The 19,261-nt window shown below is 59.9% G+C and carries 17 protein-coding genes; 2 read left to right on the top strand and 15 right to left on the bottom strand.

The window, feature by feature from the left end; translation table 11 throughout:
• Window positions 1-37 precede the first annotated feature (37 nt).
• From JOE34_RS15605 to iolC, 12 genes are all read right to left on the bottom strand, one after another.
• Window positions 38-1,615: a sugar ABC transporter ATP-binding protein gene (locus JOE34_RS15605; RefSeq protein WP_024662809.1), complete on the bottom strand. Its 1,578-nt coding sequence runs from the start codon at window positions 1,613-1,615 to the stop codon at window positions 38-40.
• A gap of 69 nt (window positions 1,616-1,684) precedes the next feature.
• Window positions 1,685-2,620 carry a sugar ABC transporter substrate-binding protein gene (locus tag JOE34_RS15600; RefSeq protein ID WP_010425089.1) on the bottom strand — a complete coding sequence of 312 codons (936 nt, stop codon included), beginning with the start codon at window positions 2,618-2,620 and terminating at the stop codon, window positions 1,685-1,687.
• Window positions 2,621-2,664: 44 nt separating this feature from the next.
• Window positions 2,665-2,835, bottom strand: a complete 171-nt coding sequence (locus JOE34_RS15595; RefSeq protein ID WP_154232728.1) for a hypothetical protein — start codon at window positions 2,833-2,835, stop codon at window positions 2,665-2,667.
• Between the two features lie 252 nt (window positions 2,836-3,087).
• Window positions 3,088-4,107: a Gfo/Idh/MocA family oxidoreductase gene (locus tag JOE34_RS15590; protein WP_024662808.1), complete on the bottom strand. Its 1,020-nt coding sequence runs from the start codon at window positions 4,105-4,107 to the stop codon at window positions 3,088-3,090.
• A gap of 66 nt (window positions 4,108-4,173) precedes the next feature.
• Window positions 4,174-5,034, bottom strand: coding sequence for a sugar phosphate isomerase/epimerase family protein (locus JOE34_RS15585; protein WP_003349149.1), 861 nt, complete (start codon window positions 5,032-5,034; stop codon window positions 4,174-4,176).
• Between the two features lie 51 nt (window positions 5,035-5,085).
• On the bottom strand, window positions 5,086-6,096 hold the full coding sequence (locus JOE34_RS15580) for a Gfo/Idh/MocA family oxidoreductase (RefSeq protein WP_003391656.1): 1,011 nt from the start codon (window positions 6,094-6,096) through the stop codon (window positions 5,086-5,088).
• A 68-nt stretch (window positions 6,097-6,164) separates the two neighbouring features.
• Window positions 6,165-8,102, bottom strand: coding sequence for a 3D-(3,5/4)-trihydroxycyclohexane-1,2-dione acylhydrolase (decyclizing) (gene iolD / locus JOE34_RS15575; protein ID WP_209996039.1), 1,938 nt, complete (start codon window positions 8,100-8,102; stop codon window positions 6,165-6,167).
• A gap of 58 nt (window positions 8,103-8,160) precedes the next feature.
• Window positions 8,161-8,991, bottom strand: a complete 831-nt coding sequence (locus JOE34_RS15570; RefSeq protein WP_003391654.1) for a TIM barrel protein — start codon at window positions 8,989-8,991, stop codon at window positions 8,161-8,163.
• Between the two features lie 36 nt (window positions 8,992-9,027).
• Window positions 9,028-10,530, bottom strand: a complete 1,503-nt coding sequence (locus tag JOE34_RS15565) for a CoA-acylating methylmalonate-semialdehyde dehydrogenase (RefSeq protein ID WP_004417196.1) — start codon at window positions 10,528-10,530, stop codon at window positions 9,028-9,030.
• A 28-nt stretch (window positions 10,531-10,558) separates the two neighbouring features.
• Window positions 10,559-11,368, bottom strand: coding sequence for a 5-deoxy-glucuronate isomerase (gene iolB, locus JOE34_RS15560; RefSeq protein ID WP_003348011.1), 810 nt, complete (start codon window positions 11,366-11,368; stop codon window positions 10,559-10,561).
• Window positions 11,369-11,381: 13 nt separating this feature from the next.
• Window positions 11,382-12,287: a myo-inosose-2 dehydratase gene (gene iolE, locus JOE34_RS15555; protein ID WP_024664506.1), complete on the bottom strand. Its 906-nt coding sequence runs from the start codon at window positions 12,285-12,287 to the stop codon at window positions 11,382-11,384.
• Window positions 12,288-12,348: 61 nt separating this feature from the next.
• A complete protein-coding gene (iolC, locus tag JOE34_RS15550) occupies window positions 12,349-14,286 on the bottom strand; it encodes a 5-dehydro-2-deoxygluconokinase (protein ID WP_024664507.1) in 1,938 nt (645 codons plus the stop codon).
• Between the two features lie 283 nt (window positions 14,287-14,569).
• Here iolC and JOE34_RS15545 point away from each other — a divergent pair, with 283 nt between their 5' ends.
• Entirely contained in the window at window positions 14,570-15,478 is a 909-nt protein-coding gene (locus tag JOE34_RS15545; RefSeq protein ID WP_010425114.1) for a MurR/RpiR family transcriptional regulator, read from the top strand.
• A gap of 11 nt (window positions 15,479-15,489) precedes the next feature.
• Here the strand turns inward: JOE34_RS15545 and JOE34_RS15540 are convergent, their stop codons facing one another.
• Genes JOE34_RS15540 through JOE34_RS15530 form a run of 3 tightly spaced genes read right to left on the bottom strand, consistent with a single transcriptional unit; the run spans window position 15,490 to window position 18,517 of the window.
• Complete coding sequence (locus tag JOE34_RS15540) at window positions 15,490-16,488, bottom strand: lysylphosphatidylglycerol synthase domain-containing protein (RefSeq protein WP_003391639.1); 999 nt, start codon at window positions 16,486-16,488, stop codon at window positions 15,490-15,492.
• Window positions 16,485-17,735, bottom strand: a complete 1,251-nt coding sequence (gene clsB, locus JOE34_RS15535; RefSeq protein WP_003391637.1) for a cardiolipin synthase ClsB — start codon at window positions 17,733-17,735, stop codon at window positions 16,485-16,487. The genes JOE34_RS15540 and clsB overlap by 4 nt, the downstream gene beginning before the upstream one ends.
• Window positions 17,732-18,517 (bottom strand): endonuclease/exonuclease/phosphatase family protein, encoded by a 786-nt coding sequence (locus JOE34_RS15530; protein WP_057407479.1) that lies wholly within the window; start codon window positions 18,515-18,517, stop codon window positions 17,732-17,734. Before JOE34_RS15530 ends, clsB begins: the two co-directional genes overlap by 4 nt.
• Window positions 18,518-18,721: 204 nt before the next feature.
• Here JOE34_RS15530 and JOE34_RS15525 point away from each other — a divergent pair, with 204 nt between their 5' ends.
• Window positions 18,722-19,261 (top strand): cytochrome b, encoded by a 540-nt coding sequence (locus JOE34_RS15525; RefSeq protein ID WP_004417189.1) that lies wholly within the window; start codon window positions 18,722-18,724, stop codon window positions 19,259-19,261.

The following is a 19,261-nucleotide window of genomic DNA, read 5'->3' as shown; positions in this document are numbered from 1 at the left end:
CTCTTGTTCTTCTTCTACCGAGCCCTGTAGTGCGAACTCAATGAACCTTGTGGCCGGAGGCCAGATGCATGACTTTTTCCTGGGTCGCTTCACTGCGATCAAGGATGCCCATCATTTCGCCTTCGTGCATGACCATGACCCGGTCACTCATGCCAAGCACCTCCGGCAGCTCAGAGGAAATCATGATGACCGCCATGCCCTCACTGGCCAGCAGGGAGATCAGCCGGTAGATTTCTACCTTGGCACCCACGTCGATACCGCGCGTCGGCTCATCCAGAATCAGTACCTTGGGGTTGGTCATCAGCCAGCGCGCCAGCAGCGCCTTCTGCTGGTTACCTCCGGATAATGTGTCGATGCACTGCTCCAGTGACGGCGTCTTGACCCGAAGCTTTTTGCACATGTCTTCGCACAGGGCGCGCAAGGCCTTCTGTTGCACGAAACCGTTGCCGGCATAGTTGTCCAGCACGGCCATCTCCATGTTTTCCATCACCGACAGGCATGGAAACAGACCAGTCAATTTGCGGTCCTCCGTGAGTAGCGCAAAACCCAGTTCGATGGCCTGATGTGGATCGCCGATGTGCACCGTCTTGCCATCGAAGCGCACCTCGCCGCTATCGCTGGGGGTTATGCCAAACAGCGTCTCGGCTACATTGGTGCGTCCGGACCCCATCAGCCCGGCAATGCCAAGCACCTCCCCGGCACGCAGGTCGAAGCTCACATCCTTGAAAATGCCGTTCAGGCTCAGCCGGTTGACGGACAGCAGCACATCGCCTGCCGGTTTCTCCCTTTCGGGGAACAACTGGGTCAGTTCCCGGCCCACCATCATGGTGATCAGACTGTCGCCATCCATGCTTTCAGCACGCTGCAGACCGATGTAGGCACCGTCGCGGAACACCGCCACTTCGTCGGCGATCTCGAAGACTTCGTTCATCTTGTGGGTGATGTAAATGATGCCTTTGCCCTGGGCACGCAGGTCGCTGATGATCGAGAACAGGTGAGCGACTTCGGTTTCGGTGATGGCCGAGGTCGGTTCGTCCATGATCAGCACGTCCGAGTTGTATGACACGGCCTTGGCAATCTCCACCATCTGCCGCTCGGCGATGCTCAGCGTGCCGACCAGTTCCTCGGGATCGAGCTTGATGCGCAGGCGCTCCAGCAGCTCGGCAGTGCAGCGATGCATCTCGCGGTGATCGACCATGTGCAGGCCGTTGAGCTGCTCGCGACCGATCCAGATGTTCTCGGCAATGCTCATGAACGGCATCAGGTTCAGTTCCTGATGGATCATGGCGATGCCTGCCTGCAACGCTGAAAGAGGCGTCTCGAAGCGGACCGGCTTGCCACGCAGACGGATTTCGCCCGCGTCCGGCTGATAGATGCCCGCAATGATTTTCATCAGGGTAGATTTTCCGGCTCCGTTCTCGCCCATCAGCGCCAGCACGCTGCCAGGGCGAACACGCAGTTGCACATCATTGAGCGCAACCACGCCAGGAAAGCCCTTGGTGACATGGCTGATTTCCAGCAGATACGGGGCCTGGGCGTCAGGCGCCCCGCCATCCCCGTCGCCGGACGGCAGATCGCGTTGCTCGGGCGGATTGGCAGTAGCAGAACCGAACATGATCACAACTCCTCAAGCGGCAGGCTGCGGCAGAGCATTTGCGTGCCCTGCCGGGCCTGACGATCGTTGTTATTTGAAAGTGGCGACGTTTTCAGGGGTGATCAGGCGATAGGGAATGATGATCGCCTGGGGCTCGACCTTTTCCTTCCTGGCCAGTTTCACCGCGGCATCTATCGCCCCGTCGGCCTGCCCTTTCGCGTCCTGATAGACCGATACGGCCAGATCGCCCTTGGTCACGGCGTTCAGTCCGTCTGGCGTACCGTCGACACCGGCGACGAAAACGCTGCCCTTGCCGACGCCTGCCTGCTTCAGCGCCATCGCCGCACCAATGGCCATTTCATCGTTGTTGGCCAGCACCGCATTGAATTTGCGCCCTTGAGTGAGCCAGTCGTTGGTCAGGTCCATGCCCTTCTGGCGCAGGTAGGTACCCGTCTGCTCCTGGTCTATCTTGATGTCCGGGTACTTGGCCAACACCTCCTTGACGCCCTTGGTGCGGTTTTGCGTGGAGTTGTTGGCCAGGTCACCCAGCAAAATCATGACACTGCCCTTGTGGTCCATCTTGTCAGCGATGTATTGCGCCTGAAGTCGACCGGCCTCCATGTCATCCGACGTCACGGTGGCGACGCCTGCTGGCAGCTTCGGATCGTCCGGGCGGCGGTTGACGTAGACCAGCGGGATACCGGCGGCGACCGCTTCCTTGGTGATCCGCGCAGTGGCGGCAGTGTCGACCGGGTTGACGATCAGCGCGTCGACTTTCTTGTTGATCAGGTCCTTGACCTGATCGAGCTGCTTGTTGACGTCCGCGCGGGCATCGACGAACTGCAGGTCCACTTTCTCGGTCGTGGACATGACCTTGGCCTTGGCACTCATATCGTCACGCAGGTAGGTCAGCCAGGTGTCATCGAACTGCGACATGGACACACCGATCTTGATATCGGCCAACGCTGCACCGCTGCCCAGCATCAGCGCCATCGCCAACGAGGTCAAAGCAATCTTGGTCTTCATGAGGATCTGTCTCCAAATTCTTGTTGTTGTGTGGATGCAGCAAATCAGCGTGACAGGCGGATCCCGGTAGCACCGGGGATGCAGAACAGTTGCGCATCCTTGTGGCGCACGCACAGGCCCCGGGCGACGACGGTGAGAAATCGCTCCAGGGTCCGGATCCAGAATGACGGGGTGGCAGAACACTTGGCGGTGACGCCAGAGGTAGGGGTTTTCATCGACAGTACCTATCTTTTGTTTTGTTTTTGTCGGGCTTGCTTCTCGTGATCTGAAAAACCTTCAAAACGCGAGTGATTCGATCGTCGGTAACCTGAAAACGACTCTATTGGAAAATATTTTCCAATTCAACTGATTTTAGAATTTTATTCCATTTCATTTTGTGCGGTTGCAGAAACGACAGAGCCTGACGCATGGCAAGCGTCAGGCTCTCTTCGATAACGGGCTGCTGGATGCGCTGCAGTGCGCGATGGCTACAGCACTACGACCCGCCCCTCTCTAGCGCTCAGGCGCGCGGCATCCATGACCTGCGCAGAGGCTATCGCATCGTGTGGATTGACCGGATTACTGCCCCGCTCGTCAATGGCGCTTTGTAACTGGCGGTAGAACTCAAGCCAGCAACCGCGCTCCGAGGGTACACGCTCGCGATGCTCACCCTGCTCGAACCAGCCCCAGCGCCGATGCTCCTCGACACCCCAGCGCTCGCCCTCGGACTTTGGCGTGAGCCCGGCAAAGGCGGCCTCTTCCTGGCCGTCCAGCCCGTCCACGCTGTAACAGCCCTTCGCCCCACTGACCCTGAAACGCGGTTTGGCACTGTTTTGCAGGCAACTGCCGGACAGGTGTGAAGTCACGCCGCTGGCATGCCTCAGGGAAACGAAGAACGTGTGGTCCAGTTCGTCTTGCGGCGCAGCGAATTGCAATTCGGCATACACCCGTTCGACCGGCCCGAACAGCACCAGCGCCTGATCCAGCAGATGACTGCCCAGATCACGCAGCACGCCACCGCCGCTGGCTTTGCCGACAGACCGTGGCGAATAACGCTCGATGCTGGACTCGAACCGGCTAACCGCGCCCAGAGCCTCACTGTCGAGCAATTTGCGCACGGTGAGGAAGTCCGAATCCCAGCGGCGGTTCTGATAAACGCTGAGCAGTACGCCACGGCGCTCGGCCGCGTCCACCAGCTCGCGTGCCTGCGCTGCATCACTGGCGAAGGGCTTGTCGCTGACCACTCCGACACCCAGTTCTATCGCTTCGAGGATCAACGCTCGGCGCGAGGCCAGCGGTGTGGAAATCACCACCACATCAACCCCGGCAGCGACCAGATCGACCAGCGTATCGAAGGTCGCCACGCCGGGATGGTCTTTGGCCACTTCCTGTTTGCGCTCGGGTGAACGGGTTACCACACCCACAAACGTGGCACCCGGCAAACTTGAAATCAGCGTCGCATGAAAGTAACGCCCGCCTTTGCCATAGCCCACCAGCCCTGCTCGCATGCATGTCTCCTGTAGTCCATGAACCTCATGGCCGCAGCCGTCGGTTGTGTAGTTGATGCCGCCGTTTCAACGGAGCAGCTCGCTTTTGACCCGCTCCAGCATGAATCGGCTCGATTCATCTGCGCGTTCCTCCCAGGCAAATACCGCCACTGTGGCAATGCCGTCGAACTTGATGTCCCGCAACGTCGAGAAGAACGCCTCCCAGTTCACCTCGCCCTGGCCGATGTCCAGGTGCTGATGCACCGTCGCCGTCACGCCGGGCGGGTTGACGATGTAGCGCAGGTTGGAAGAAGCCCGGTGATTATAGGTGTCGGCAATGATCAGATGCGTGAGCTTGTCGCCGGCATAGCGCAGCATCGAAGCGATATCACCAACGCCATCGTCGTAGAAGAAAGTGTGTGGTGCCGCGTACAGGTAGTTGATCCAGTCCCGATCGAGCCCGCGAATAATATCCACCGACTCGTTGTTGCGCTCGCAGAAATCGTAGGGGTGCGCCTGAATATCGAGCTTTATACCTTCACGCTCGAAATGCGGCATCAATTCATCCATGGATTTCATGAACTGGTTTTCACAGACCAGCGCATGGTCGGACTGCCCGCTGAACTCGGTATTCATAAGGTCGCAGTCCATCTCAACGGCGACCTGAATGGCACGTTTCCAGTTGCGAACCGCTGCAATACGCAGGTCTTCATCTGGCGCAGCCCAGTGGTACAGCGGCAGCAACGAGGAGAGTTTCACCCCGGCATCACTCAGGGCTTTGCGAAACTCCCTGATCCGCGCCCGATCCACCCGCGGGTATTTGTAAAATGGCATGAAATCTTCACGCGGCGACAGCTCGATATAGTCATAGCCCAGCTCCGCGGTTTTATCGACCATCGCCCCCAGAGACAGATGGCGATACATGTAAGGGTCCAGTGCAATACGCATGATGCCTCCTTTTATTCCTTTCAAGAGATGTACTGGTTAAACGCAGGATGGTCAGCTATAGAACACCGGACGCATGGCGAGGGTGATCGGCACGACTGCGCCCGTGTTCTGCGCCAGCACGCAGGCATCGGCGGCCACAGCGGCGGCATATCCGTCCCAGGCCGAAGGGCCGTAGAGAGTCCCCGCTTTGACGCCGTCGATGAAGTCCTGCAACTCGACGTCGTAAGCAGCGATGAAGCGGTCTTTCCAGTCCATCAGAATCGCGTTGGACAGCTTCGCCTCGCTGCGCAACTGGACCTGAGAGGGCTCCGGCAGTCTGGCAATACCCGTCTCGCCGACGACTTCACACTGGATGTCGTAGCCATACTGGCAATTGACGAATACTTCGACGTCGATGCGTGTGCCCTTGACCGTTTCCAGCATCACGATCTGCGGGTCCTTCAGGTGCGCCAGGGCCTTGCTGGTCTTGCGCGGGAATACCACCTGCACCGACACGTAGTCATCGTCGAGCAGCCAGCGCAGTACGTTGAGTTCGTGAATGAGCGTATCGGTGATGGCCATGTCGGTCTTGTAATTCTCGCCCACACTCGGGTTGCGGTGCGCGCAGTGGAGCATCAGCGGCTCGCCGATCCGGCCGCTGTCGATCACTGCCTTGAGCGCGCGATAGCCCTGGTCATAAGGGCGCATGAACCCCACCTGTACCAGACGCCTGCCACTGGCGATCTCGGCTTCGACAATGTGCCGGCAGCCTTCGGCAGTGACTGCCAGCGGCTTTTCGCAGAACACCGGCTTGCCCGCAGCGATGGCTGCCAGCACATATTCTTCGTGACTGGGGCCCCAGGAGCAGACCAGGACCGCCTCGACATCCGGCGCGGCGATCAATGCGTGCCCGTCGGCATACACTTCGGCGCCGAGGTCCAGATCGCGCACCACCTTCGCTGCCTGTTCGAGATTGATGTCGGTGACGGCCACCACCTGACTGCCGACCAGCGTCTTGCTGCAACGCCGGATATGATCCTGACCGATTGCGCCTGTACCGATCACGCCGAGTTTCAATGCCATTTTCATGTTCCTTTTTTGTTATTGGATGTACCCGTGAACGGATCACGGGCGCTGAACGATAAAAGTGATCAGTACTGACGAGCCTTGAGCAGCTCGCGATTGAGCTTTTCATACACCTGAGCGGTAGTGCCGGTGGTCGACACTTCGGCAACCCCGACACGCCACCACGACAGGTATTTGTGGATCATCGTCTTGGGCAGGACCTTGATGTCGATCAGCGTCGACACGGTCTGACGTTGCGCATCGGCGAGCGCCTGGCGCAGTTGTTCGGCAGTACTCACCTTGTAGGTCTTGCAGCCATAGGCGGCAGCACTCATGGCGAAATCCACTGGCACAAAGTCACCGTCGAGCTTGCCGGTTTCCGGATTGCGGAAACGGAACTCGGTGCCGAAGCTGTTCATGCCGTGCTCCATCTGCAGATTGTTGATGCAGCCGAAAGTCATGTTGTCCAGCAGCACCACGTTGATCTTGCGCCGCTCCTGGATCGAGGTGGCCAGTTCCGAATGGAGCATCATGTAAGAGCCATCGCCGACCAGCGCAAAGACTTCGCGGTGCGGCGCTGCGAGCTTCACGCCCAGTGCGGCGTTGACCTCATAACCCATGCACGAATAACCGTATTCGACGTGATAGGTGTCGACTCCGATACTGCGCCAGGCGCGCTGCAGATCACCCGGCAAGCTGCCCGCTGCTGCAACGATCACCGCATCGGCAGGCAGGCTCTGGTTGAGGATGCCCAATACACCACTCTGAGTCAGACACGAACCCGTCAGCTCGATGAAATCGCGCAGCACGGCAGGGTCCAGGTGATCGTTGATTTCCGGGACAAAATCCTCACGTTGGTACTCGACCGCGTACAGGCGATCCACCTCGGCATCCAGCTCGGCACGTGCCGATCGCGGTGCATCGCCCCAGGCCGCACGATAACCGCAGGCCTGGAGGCTTTCGGTCAGCGCCTGCAATGCCATCTGCGCATCGGCCAGGACCTGCACGCCGTCCAGTTTCTGCACATCAAAGGCACCGACATTGAGGTTGAGAAACTGCACATCCGGGTTCTGGAACAGCCATTTCGACGCGGTGGTGAAATCGCTGTAACGGGTGCCTACGCCGATGATCAGGTCAGCCTCTTTGGCCAGCCGATTGGCCGCCAGCGTGCCGGTTTCGCCGATGCCGCCCATGTTCAACGGGTGCGCCGAAACGATGGCACTTTTGCCGGCCTGAGTTTCGGCGAACGGGATATCGAAGCGCTCGGCAAAGGCTTGCAAGGCATCCGCCGCGCCGGAGTAACGCACCCCGCCGCCGCAGATCAGCAACGGCTTGCGCTTGTCGGCCAATAGCCTCAATGCGTCGTCAAGCATGGCCTTGCTTGGCGGACGCCGGTCGATACGGTGCACACGCTTTTGCAGGAAGCTGTCCGGGTAGTCGTAGGCTTCAGCCTGCACATCCTGAGGCAGCGCCAGGGTAACGGCGCCCGTGTCGGCCGGGTCGGTCAGTACGCGCATGGCATTGAGCGCTGCGCTCATCAACTGCTCGGGCCGGTTGATGCGGTCCCAGTATTTGCTCACCGCCTTGAACGCGTCGTTGGTGCTGATACTCAGGTCGTGAAACTGCTCGATCTGCTGCAGCACCGGATCGGGCTGGCGGCTGGCGTAGACATCGCCCGGCAACAGCAGCAACGGGATGCGGTTGGCCGAGGCCGTTGCCGCAGCGGTGACCATGTTCGCCGCGCCAGGGCCGACCGATGAACTGCACGCGTAGATCTTGCGACGCAGGTGCTGCTTGGCAAAAGCGATGGCGGCGTGGCACATGCCCTGCTCGTTACGGCCCTGATGGACCACCAGGTCGCCGCTGTCCTGCTCCAGCGCCTGCCCAAGCCCCAGCACGTTGCCATGCCCGAAAATGGTGAAAATGCCGGCGACGAATTTGCTCTGTACGCCGTCGACTTCGACGTACTGGTTATCGAGAAACTTCACCAGGGCCTGGGCCATGGTCAGTCGGGTTGTACTCATGTTCGCACCTTGTTCTTGTTTGAGGTGGCCAGGGTTTAAGCCGGCCTGACGGCTGAAGTCAGTGACGCTGCGAAACGGCTCGTGACAAATGCGTCATGCTTGCCGCTATTGCCTGAGGAATGTCATCCAGCACGTGAACGCTTTCAGCAAACGGTTCGAACGACAGATGCCCCTCATAGCCGCTGTCCAGCAAGCGCTCGATCTGCGACGCATTACCCAGAATGTCGCCTTCGCCGACCAGCACGCGATGACCATCGCGAATGCTGTTGAGCGGTGTCTGCGCATCCTCGACACCGGAGATATGTACCAACCCGGTCAGCTCCGGGAACAGCTCGACCTCGCCGGCCAGATGGTGGTGAAAGGTATCGTGAACCAGTCGGTAAACATCCAGCCCGCCGACAGCTTTGATCGCATCCACCGCTTGACGCTTGAGTCGCAGCGAGCACTCCTCAAAGCCGAGGGGTTCGACGAAGCCGAGAATTCCGTGCTCGCGAAGAATCGGGGCCAAGGCCGTCAATGCGGTGCGTAATCCCGCAGCGCGCTGCGCACCGTTGCGCGGGTCGGCACGGTCATTGAGCGGGCACAGCACCAGACCGCGGGCACCGCAGTCGCGGGCGTACTGCGCCAGCTTGGTCGCTTGAGCAGCGCGCTCCTGGTTCCACACATCGAACGGGTACAGGGCGTTGATGGACAACACCTCTACCCCCCTGGCAGCACAAAGATCACGGACGACCTCGGGGGCAGTGCCGTCTTCGATCTCGATGCCCTTAAGGTCGTTGCGAATCTCGATAGCATCGGCACCCAGCTCAACCGCCAGGTCGACGAAACTTTCCAGAGACAGGCGCGGCGCGACCATTCGATTAAGGGCGAAACGCAGAGGGTGGTTCATTGTTCTTATTCTCCGCAAACATTCCATTGATGAAGACTATTTGGCAGTCGGCATACTGAACTCGGGGCCTTTGGCGATGCTGTCCGGCCAGCGCTGCATGACGCTTTTGTAGCGGCTGTAAAAACGCAGGCCTTCTTCGCCATAGGCATGGTGATCGCCAAACAGCGACCGCTTCCAGCCGCCAAACGAATGCCAGGCCATGGGTACCGGGATCGGCACGTTAATGCCGACCATGCCGACCTTGATGCTGCGAGCGAACGCGCGGGCCACGCCGCCATCGCTGGTGAAGCACGACACACCATTGCCGAACTCGTGTGCGTTGATCAGCGCCACAGCGCTGGCAAAATCCGCGACGTGGACGATGCCCAGCACCGGGCCGAAGATTTCTTCCTTGTATATCTGCATCTGCGGCGTGACGTGGTCGAACAGCGTCGCGCCGACGAAAAAGCCCTGCTCGGCACCCGGCACCTTGAAGTTGCGCCCATCGACGAGCAGCCTGGCGCCCTCTTTGACGCCCTGATCGATGAAACCCTCGACCTTGGCCTTGTGCACGGCGGTGACCAGCGGCCCCATGTCCGAATCGGCCTGCATGCCGTTGCCGACCTTGAGCTGGTCGATGCGCGGCAGCAGCTTGTCGATAAGACGCTGGCCGACATCGCCAACCACCACGGCAATCGAGATCGCCATGCAGCGCTCCCCTGCCGAGCCATAAGCCGCCCCGATCAAGGCGTCGGCGGCCTGATCCAGATCAGCGTCGGGCATCACGATCATATGGTTCTTGGCCCCGCCCAGCGCCTGCACGCGCTTGCCGTGGGCAGTGCCTTGCTGATGGATGTATTCAGCGATCGGGGTCGAGCCGACAAAGGAAATGGCCTCGATGTCAGGGTGCTGTAGCAATGCATCGACCGCCACCTTGTCGCCCTGCACCACATTGAAGACGCCATCGGGCAGACCGGCTTCCTTGAGCAGGCGCGCCATCAGCAGGCTGGCCGACGGATCGCGTTCGGAAGGTTTGAGGATGAAGCAGTTGCCGGTCACCAACGCCATGGGGATCATCCACAAGGGCACCATGACCGGAAAGTTGAACGGCGTGACCCCGGCGCAGACGCCCAGTGGCTGACGCAGGTTCCAGTTATCGATACCGCCGCCGATGTTGTCGCTGAAATCGCTCTTCAACAGGCTGGGAGCACCGCAGGCAAATTCGACGATCTCGATACCGCGCACCACCTCGCCGCGTGCGTCGGACAACACCTTGCCGTGCTCGCGGCAAATGATCTGCGCCAGTTCGTCGTGGTGATGATCCAGCAGTTCCTTGAACTTGAACATCACCCGCGCACGGCGCAACGAGGACTGCTCGGACCAGGCCGGAAACGCCGCCTTGGCCGCCGCAACCGCTTCATCCACGGTCTTCACGCTGGCCAGCGCAACACGCGCCTGGACCGTGCCGATTGCCGGGTTGAAGACATCGCTGTAACGCTCGCCCTCGCCCGTGTCCAGGTGTCCGTTGATGTAGTGGCCGATTACCGGTGACTCGTTCATCTCATGCCTCCAGAACAAAAATGGGAAATCAGAGATCCAGCAGCCAGCTGTGCTGCGGATCGTTGTGGAACTGCCAGGCGCGCGTCGGGCCGGCCATTACGTTCAGGTACCAGGATTCGTAGCCATAGGGGACGGAGACCGGGTGGTAGCCCTTGGGCACGGTCACCAGGTCATTGTTTTCCACGGCCATGGCCTGATCGATGCTGCGGTCGTCGGTGTACACCCGCTGGAAAACGAAGCCCTGCGGCGGGTTGACCTGGTGGTAGTAGGTTTCTTCGAGGAAGCTCTCGTGCGGCAGGTTGTCCCGGTCATGCTTGTGCGGCGGGTAACTGGAGGAATGCCCGGAAGGTGTACGCACCTCGACCACCAGCAGCGAATGCGCCGCTTCACTGTCCGGCAATATGTCGCACACATAACGGGTATTGGCGCCCTTGCCGCGTACGCTGCGCTTCATGCTGCCCGGCATGATCAAGCGTGCCGGAAAATGTTTGCCGGCATCGCCCGGCGCCGTGCATACGGCAAGCTGCACCGCGCCACGCGCGACAAACTGCGCCTGGCTATGCGGCGGCAGGTAGACTGCGAATGGCGATTTTTCCTCGAATACCGATTGTCGGTCGCCGATGTTTTCCCAGTTGAAAGCGCCCTGCCCCGGCGCTTCGCCACTGACGCTGGCGTGCCCGGTCAGCAGGACCACGCACAGCTCGTTTTCTCCTGCGCTCAGTGGCAGGGTTTCTCCGGACTCCAGGCGGTAGGCGGCGAAGTTCACGTATTCCAGCGAACCGGGGGCCAGCGCTACGACGTCGCGGCCAGTGGATTTACTCTTGGTCAGCAGATTCATGCTTGAGTCCTCCTTATCGTGCATCGGCCAGCAGTTGGCGCAGCGTGTCATAGCCTTTTTTGGCGTAGACATAACTCGGCGCTACGGCTGGGTCCTGTTCGGCCTCGACCACCAGCCAGCCGTTGTAATCGGCCTGCAGTAACACCTTGAGCAGCGCCGAGAAGTCGATGTCGCCATCGCCCGGCACCGTGAAAGTGCCGTTGATGATGCAGTCCGGAAAGCTCCACAGATTGTTGCGCGCCAGTTGCACCACCGGCTTGCGCACGTCCTTGAAATGCACATGGCAGATGCGCTGGATGTGCTTGCTCAACACCTGAAGAGGTTCGCCACCGCCCATGTAGCAATGCCCGGAATCGAACAGCAGTCCGACTTCCTCGCCGGTCAGCGCCATCAGCCGGTCTATATCCTGCGGCGACTCGACGTAAGCGCCCATATGATGGTGATACGCCAGACGCACGCCCCGGGACAGGGTGAAACGCGCCAGCTCGGTCAATTTTTCGGCGTACTCATGCCAGGCGGCATCGGTGTGAAAACGCGGTCGTTCGACCAGCGGAATACGCTGCCCCTGAATCGAGTCGGCCACCTCGCCATACACCAGCACCGAAGCGCCATTTTCGGCGAGCAGTTGCACATGCGCAGTGATGGCTTCGATTTCCTCGGCCACCGAACGCCGCGCCAGGCGGCTGGAATACCAGCCGGACACCAGCGCCAGATCATGGGGCCGCAATACATCACCGACGCCCTTGGCATCTTTCGGAAACTTGCCGTTGAGCTCGAAGCCCTCGTAGCCAATGGCTTTGCCTTCGCTCAGCGCCGTGCTCAGCGGGGTTTCTCCGCCAAGGGCCGGCAAATCATCGTTGCTCCAGGAGATCGGATTGATGCCGATGCGGATCCTGGGTGTGGAAGTCGAAACGGGCATGGCTGCACCTTTTTTGTTGTTATAGCGACGTTGTTGTCGTGACGTCGAAACCCGGAACCGATCAGGCGCGGCTTTCGCGCCAGGATTCGATCAACCAGTTAAAGGTGCTCTGCACCCGACTGATCAGCGTCGCATCGTCTATTTCGCCGGCCATCCAGGCCCGGCTTGGCTCACGGAATATTGTCCGGCCGACGGCAAAGCCCTGGCAGACGCGGCTGTGGCGTGCTTCGGCAAAGCCGGCGGCGAGGTCCTCGACCGGTGCATTGAGCCCGAGCAGCACCACGCCGCGGCAATACGGATCGCGTTGCTGGATCAGTTCGTCCAGTTGCTGCCAGACCTGCGCGCTCTGCGCCTCGATCTTCCACCACGCAGGGTAGATGCCCAGATTGTACAAACGCTTCAGCGAGCGAAGCATCACGTCCGGATGAGGCGACGGGTGATCCTTGGGCGGGATGATTTCCAGCAGCAACTCATGGCCGCTGACTTTCGAAGCGTCGTAGAGCGCCTTGATCTGCGCTTCCTGCTCCAGGCGCAACATCGGCTCGTCATCGGGGTGATATTGCACCAGGCACTTGATGATCTGCTCTTGCGGCCAGGCGAGCAGATTGCTGCCGATGGAGCGACCGTGCTCGAAGGCCAGCGGCCTTGAACCCTGCACTTCCACCGGACGCGCTACCCACCAGCCGCGACCGGTCGCCGCGTTGAGTGAATCCTGACCGAAGCGCTGGTCGGCAAGCAGACCGACATCGGCTTCGATGCCGCGCTTGCGCAGGTCGGCTTCGACCCGCTCGACCGCCTGCACGAACAGCTGCTTGAGCTGGCTGATGCTGCGAAGATCACGCCCGGCCTGTTGCGCCAGTTCGACCAACTGGCCGCGATGATCGAAGGCGAAGATGAACAACTGTCGCCACTGCTTGCGCGGCACGCTGACCTGATGCAGCCGTTGCAGGGCGACATCCTGATCAGGGCGAGTAATGGGTTCAGGGCTGTTGAACAGGTAATCGAGTTCGGCCGGGGTCGGCATGGCGGGCGCACAGGCGTGCCGCGACACCACCAGCCCGCCACAGGCATTGGCCAGCTGGCAGCAGCGTTCGTCGCTGGCCTCCTTGAGCCAGCCGCTGAGAAAACCGGACATGAACGCATCGCCCGCACCGAGCACGTTGAGCACTTCGACCTGCACGCCGGGGTAGATGGCGCCCTCTTCCAGCCGCGCAGGAATGGCCCCGTGAATCACCGTGCAGCCTTGCGGGCCGAGCTTGACCACCAGCGTTGCGGCCGTCAGTTCACGCACCTTGCGCAGGGCAGCGAGCAAATCGGTCGAACCGCCGGCAATCTGAAATTCTTCTTCAGTGCCGACGATCAGGTCGAAACGCGGCAGGATGCGCTGCACATGCTGGCTGACCTTCTGATCGGCAACGAACCGGGTCTCGCCGTCGGCCTTGCCTGCCAGCCCCCAGAGCACCGGGCGGTAGTCGATATCCAGCACGCGTTTGACGTCATGCTTCTCGGCATAGTCGAGCGCCTGGCTGCTGGCCTTGAACACCTGATCAGTGGAGAAATGCGTGCCGGTGATCAGCAGCGCCTTGCTCGAGGCAATCTGCTGCTCGTCGATGTCCTCGGCGCGCAGGGCCATGTCAGCGCAGTTTTCACGGTAGAACACCAAGGGGAAGGTTTCACGATCCTTCAGCCCCAGCAGCACCATCGCCGTCAGGCGCTCGGGGTCGCGCTTGATGGCGCTGACATCACAGCCTTCGCGGGCCAGGGATTCGACCAGAAAGCGGCCCATGTGATCATCGCCGACCCTGCTGAGCATGGCCGACCTGAGCCCGAGCCTGGCCGTGCCGAAGGCGATATTGGCCGACGAGCCGCCCAGGTACTTGGCGAAACTGGAAACGTCTTCCAGCCGCGCGCCCACTTGTTGTGCATAAAGGTCGACGCCCAGGCGTCCGAGGCAAATCAGATCCAACTGACGCCCAGTGGCAAAGCGTGTCTGGCCCATGGTGGCTCCTGTTATTTTTATCAGCCTGCAGCGCCTGCATCATGTGTACACGCTGCTTTGTGAATGCAGCGTAAAACGTAAGCGCGCATCAATCAATATTTTTTCTATAATTATTTTTATTGGAATATTTTTTCCATACCGCCACTCAAGTGCTGGCACGCTGCACAGGCGGGTAGGATATAGTCGTCGCTCCTGCCCCAAGGCAGCCTCCACCGTCAGGCCCACAACGGTCGTGCTGTGCACGAAGTTGCCCTGAAAAAGAACAAGCAGATAGGATGTGAATATGACCAGCACCGATCAGTCCACTTTGCCCGGGACGAGCGTCGACATGCCGCCGAACAGTGCCGAAGGCTTGTTGCGACTGATCACTGATGAATACGAGGGACTGCCACGTCAGCTCAAGCGGATCGCCAGCTATATGAGCCAGCAGAGCGACCGGATCATGGTTGACCGGATCAGCGACATCGCCCGCGAGTGCGAAGTCCACCCTTCGGCCATCGTGCGATTTTCCCAGCGCTTCGGCTTCAGTGGCTTCAGCGAGATGCAGGCGTTATTTCGCGAGGCTTATACGCACAAGACCACGCCGGTGCAGAACTACCAGCAGCGTATCCGCAGCCTGATCGCCAACAAGTCACAGAAAGCCAACGCAGGCGATCTGGCACGCGAATGCGTCAGCGCCACCCTCTCTGGCCTGGAACGCCTGAGTGTCGAACTGGATGACGATGAATTCGAAAAAGCCGTGGACCTGGTGGTCAACGCCGACAATATCTATGTGGTGGGCGTGCGCCGCTCGTTCGCGGTGGCTGATTATCTGGTCTACAACCTGCAACACACCAACAAGCGCATTCACCTGATCTCTGGCCTGGGTGGCAGCTATCGCGAGCAAATGCGCAGTGTGCGCGCCAATGACCTGGTGATTGCCATCAGCTTCACGCCCTATGGCAAGGAGACCCAGCACTGCCTGCGCATTGCCCAGCATCATCAGGCCAAGACGCTGATCATCACCGACAGCAACCTGTCGCCGCTGGCCAAGCGCGCCAACTCGGTGTTGCTGGTCAACGAGGGCAGCTCGTTCGCCTTCCGCTCGCTGAGCGCCACGCTATGCCTGTGCCAGGCGCTCTTCATTGCCGTGGCGTATCGCCTGGAGCTCAAGGTCGATGAAATACACGAGCAGGTCGGGTTTGATGACTGAGGGCAGAGCCCTCAGGATTTGGCTTCCTCGCCCATGCGCTGCTGGTTCTTCTCGCCCATTTTCTTCGCGCGTTTTTCCAGCACCAGATACACCACCAGCGCCAGCAGCAGCGGCAGCAGGAAGTAGATCGCGCGGTAACCGATCAACGCTGCGAGCAGGCTGCCCTTGGAAAACTGGTGCGCCAGCAAGGTGATAAACACAGTCTCGAGCACGCCGAGGCCTGCTGGAATGTGAGTGATCACCCCGGCGATGCTGCTGATCAGCAACACACCGAGAATCGCCGGATAAAACGCCTTGTCCGGCAGCAGGGTGTAAATTACCGCAGCCATCAACGACCAGTTCAGAGCGCCCAGACTGGCCTGCATCAGCGCCTGCTTCATCGATGGCAGATTGAATTCCTGATCACGGATGGTCCATGAGCGTTTCTTCGAAAACCGGCAGGCCAGCAGGTACGCAAAACACACGGCCAACAGTCCGAAGCCGATCAGTTGCAGGGTTGTGGTGCCGATCGACCACTCCTTGGGCAACTCCAGAAAACGCATCGAAAACACAAAACCGGCCAGCAGCATGTAGCCCAGCCAGTTGGTAATCAGGCTCAGGCTGAGAATCCGCGTGATGGTCGAAACGTCCAGCCCCAGTCGCGAATACAGGCGGTAACGCAAGGCGATGCCGCCGACCCAGGAACTGAGATTGAGGTTGAACGCGTAGCAGACAAACGTCACCGGCACGATCTGCTTGATCGACAACTTGTGCCGGGTGTAATAGCGCGCCAACACGTCAAAGCCGCAGTAGGTCGCGTAGCTGGCAAAAGCCACCGCCGCCGCGATGGCCAAGGTGCTGGCCTTGTAGGACGCCAACGCCTGTTTCACCTCTTGCCAGTCAAGCTTCTTGACCAGCATAAACAGCAGAACCGGGACGGCGATGAAGAAAAACAGGTTGAACACCCGCTTTGCCCACTTCCACTTGGTTCCCTGCGCACTGTGCGGCGCTGCCTGCGTGGCTTGGGTCATAGGGTTTTCTCCTGGTCCATCGGATGGTTGTTCTGCTGCTGTTCGATCACTTTCGCTTCGGGCACTACATCACCGGCACGCAGGGGCTTGAGGCGCACACCGTGAACCGGAAACAAACCGGCAATGGCCGGGAAACGGCGCAGGAAAAAGAAACTCAATACGATCATCGGCGCACGCCACCACTGGCCACGTGCCGCCCCCTTGAGGCTCATTTGCTTGCTGTGCGCGGCGGCAAGCTCCATCAGATGATTTTGCAGATGCTCATTGAGCGCGCGATCACGAATGAACAGGTTGGCTTCCAGGTTCAGCGCGAGGCTCAGCGGGTCGAGATTGCTGGAGCCCACGGTGGACCAGTCCTGGTCGATCAACGCGACCTTGCCGTGCAATGCACGTTGCTTGTATTCGTGAATGGCCACGCCATCGCGCAGCAGATAGGTATAGGTCAGTCGCGAGCAGACCCGCACGAACGGCATGTCGGGCTGCCCCTGCAGAATCAGGGTGACCTTGACGCCCCGCCGTGAGGCATTACGCAGCTCACGCAGAAAGCGGTAGCTGGGGTAAAAATATGCATTGGCCAGGGTGATGCGTTGCTTCGCAGCGCGAATCGCCTCGAGGTACTGCTCTTCGATATCGGTGCTGTGCTCGTCATTATCGCGCTCGGCGAGCAGCATGCTGGCGTCACCGGCGCGGTCCAGCTTGAGTTCAATGGGTGGCAATTTGTCACGAACGACCTTGCTGAGCATATTCAACGCGCTGTGGTGAATATCGCCAACAATCGGCCCGCGGACCAGAACGGCGTAGTCCTGCTTGGCCGTCACCCCGGTGTCGGTCATATGATCGACGCTGTAGTTGATGCCGCCGATGAAACCCAGTTCGCCGTCGATCACCACCACCTTGCGGTGCAGGCGGCGGAACAGGTTGGTGCGCATGCCCATGAACCGCGGGCGCGGATCGAACAACTGAATCTGGATGCCGGCGTCGATCATGGTTCTGACAAACGTCGAACTCAGGTCCGAAGTGCCATAGTCGTCCACCGTGACGACCACCTTCGCGCCATTTGCGGCGGCTTCGAGCAACGCCTGTTGCAAACTTTCGCCGATTCGGTCTTCAAAGATGATGAAGGTCTCGATCAGCACCTCTTTGCGCGCGGCACGTATGCACTCGAATACCCGGGCGTAGAAATCCTCGCCATTGATCAGCAACTCTACCGAGTTGCCGTCACGCCACTGCCCTGTCGTGTCGCTCATAAGGTCAACTCCACCGCCAGCGGTGCATGATCGGAAAGGTGGGACCACGGCCGGCTGGACAACACTTTCGGCCGGTGCGACGTCGCATTGCGGACATAGATCCGGTCCAGGCAGAGCAAGGGCCAACGGGCCGGAAAGCTTTTGGCCGGTGCCCCGAAGCGCTCGACGAAAACCTCATGCAGCCCGCTGCCCTGCAGCGATGCATCGGCGCGCCGGCGCCAGTCGTTGAAGTCACCGGCAACGATCACCGGCTCGCCCTCGGGAATACGTGCCATCAGCTCGTTAAGCAGTTTGAGCTGCTGACGCCGATGGTTTTCACGCAGCCCCAGGTGCACACAGACCGCATGCACCCGGCCGGCGTGTGGCACCTCGAGAATGCAGTGCAACAAGCCGCGCTGCTCGGTGCCATGAATGGAAATATCGAGGTTTTCATGCTGGATGATCGGGTATTTGGACAGCAACGCGTTGCCATGATCGCCATCCGGGTACACCGCGTTGCGGCCGTAGGCAAAATCACTCCACATGCTGTCGGCCAGAAACTCGTACTGCGAAATCGTCGGCCAGTCCTTGACCTTGCGCGCATGGCTCTGTTGTTCGCCGTGCACTTCCTGAAGAAACACGATATCGGCCGATACAGTGCGCACAGCTTCACGCAACTCCGGCAGAATGAAGCGGCGATTGAAAATGCCAAAGCCCATGTGCATGTTCATGGTCAGTACATTCAATGAAACACTGGCGGACACTGGTGTTGCTGGGCCGACAGGCGGATTGGCACTGGTCAAGACTTGCTCCCGGGTGAATATTCACGGCATATGAAGCCACCCGTGGGCACAGGTTCCGTCGCGTATTTCACGTGCTGTGTATTTGCCATATTTAGTGGCCGGAGAGGCACGTGAAAAAAATCAGGCCATCATGAAACGCAGGCGCCCGATCGACAGCCTAAGCTGTGCACCAGACCTGCAAACAAAGAGACAAGGAATCAAACCGTGGATGCATCGACTTCTCAACGCTACACCGCCCGGGCCAGGTGGCTGCACTGGTCAATGGCCATTCTGATCGTGCTGGCGTACACCCTGATTCTGAGCCGCACCCAGTTCAGCAAGGGCTCGGAATACCGTTTGCTGGTCGTGCAGAGCCATTACTGGGTCGGCATTCTGATTCTGATCATGGCGTTTTTCCGTGCCGCCGAGCGTCGACGTCATCGTCCACCCGGCATTACACCGCCGCTTGAAGGTGCGTTGCGCATCGTCGCAACCCTGACCCATTACGCGCTGTATGCGTTCCTGTTTGCTCAGCCGTTACTGGGCCTGCTGACGGTGATGGTGGAGAAAGGCGCACTGCCCATCCCCCTCACCGACCTGCAGATTCCCTGGCCGCTGGCCACCTCGGACCACCTGGCCGAAACGTTCGAAGACGTGCACAAGTTGCTGGGCTCGATCTTTTACTATGTCATTGGTCTGCATGTGATCGCTGCGCTCTGGCACCACCTGGTGCGCAAGGACGATACCCTCAAGCGCATGCTGTAA

It is taken from the genome of Pseudomonas sp. PvP028, assembly GCF_017832255.1.
Lineage (GTDB): Bacteria > Pseudomonadota > Gammaproteobacteria > Pseudomonadales > Pseudomonadaceae > Aquipseudomonas > Aquipseudomonas syringae.
Note: the sequence above shows the minus strand (reverse complement) of the source record. Positions and strands in the feature narration are given on the sequence as shown.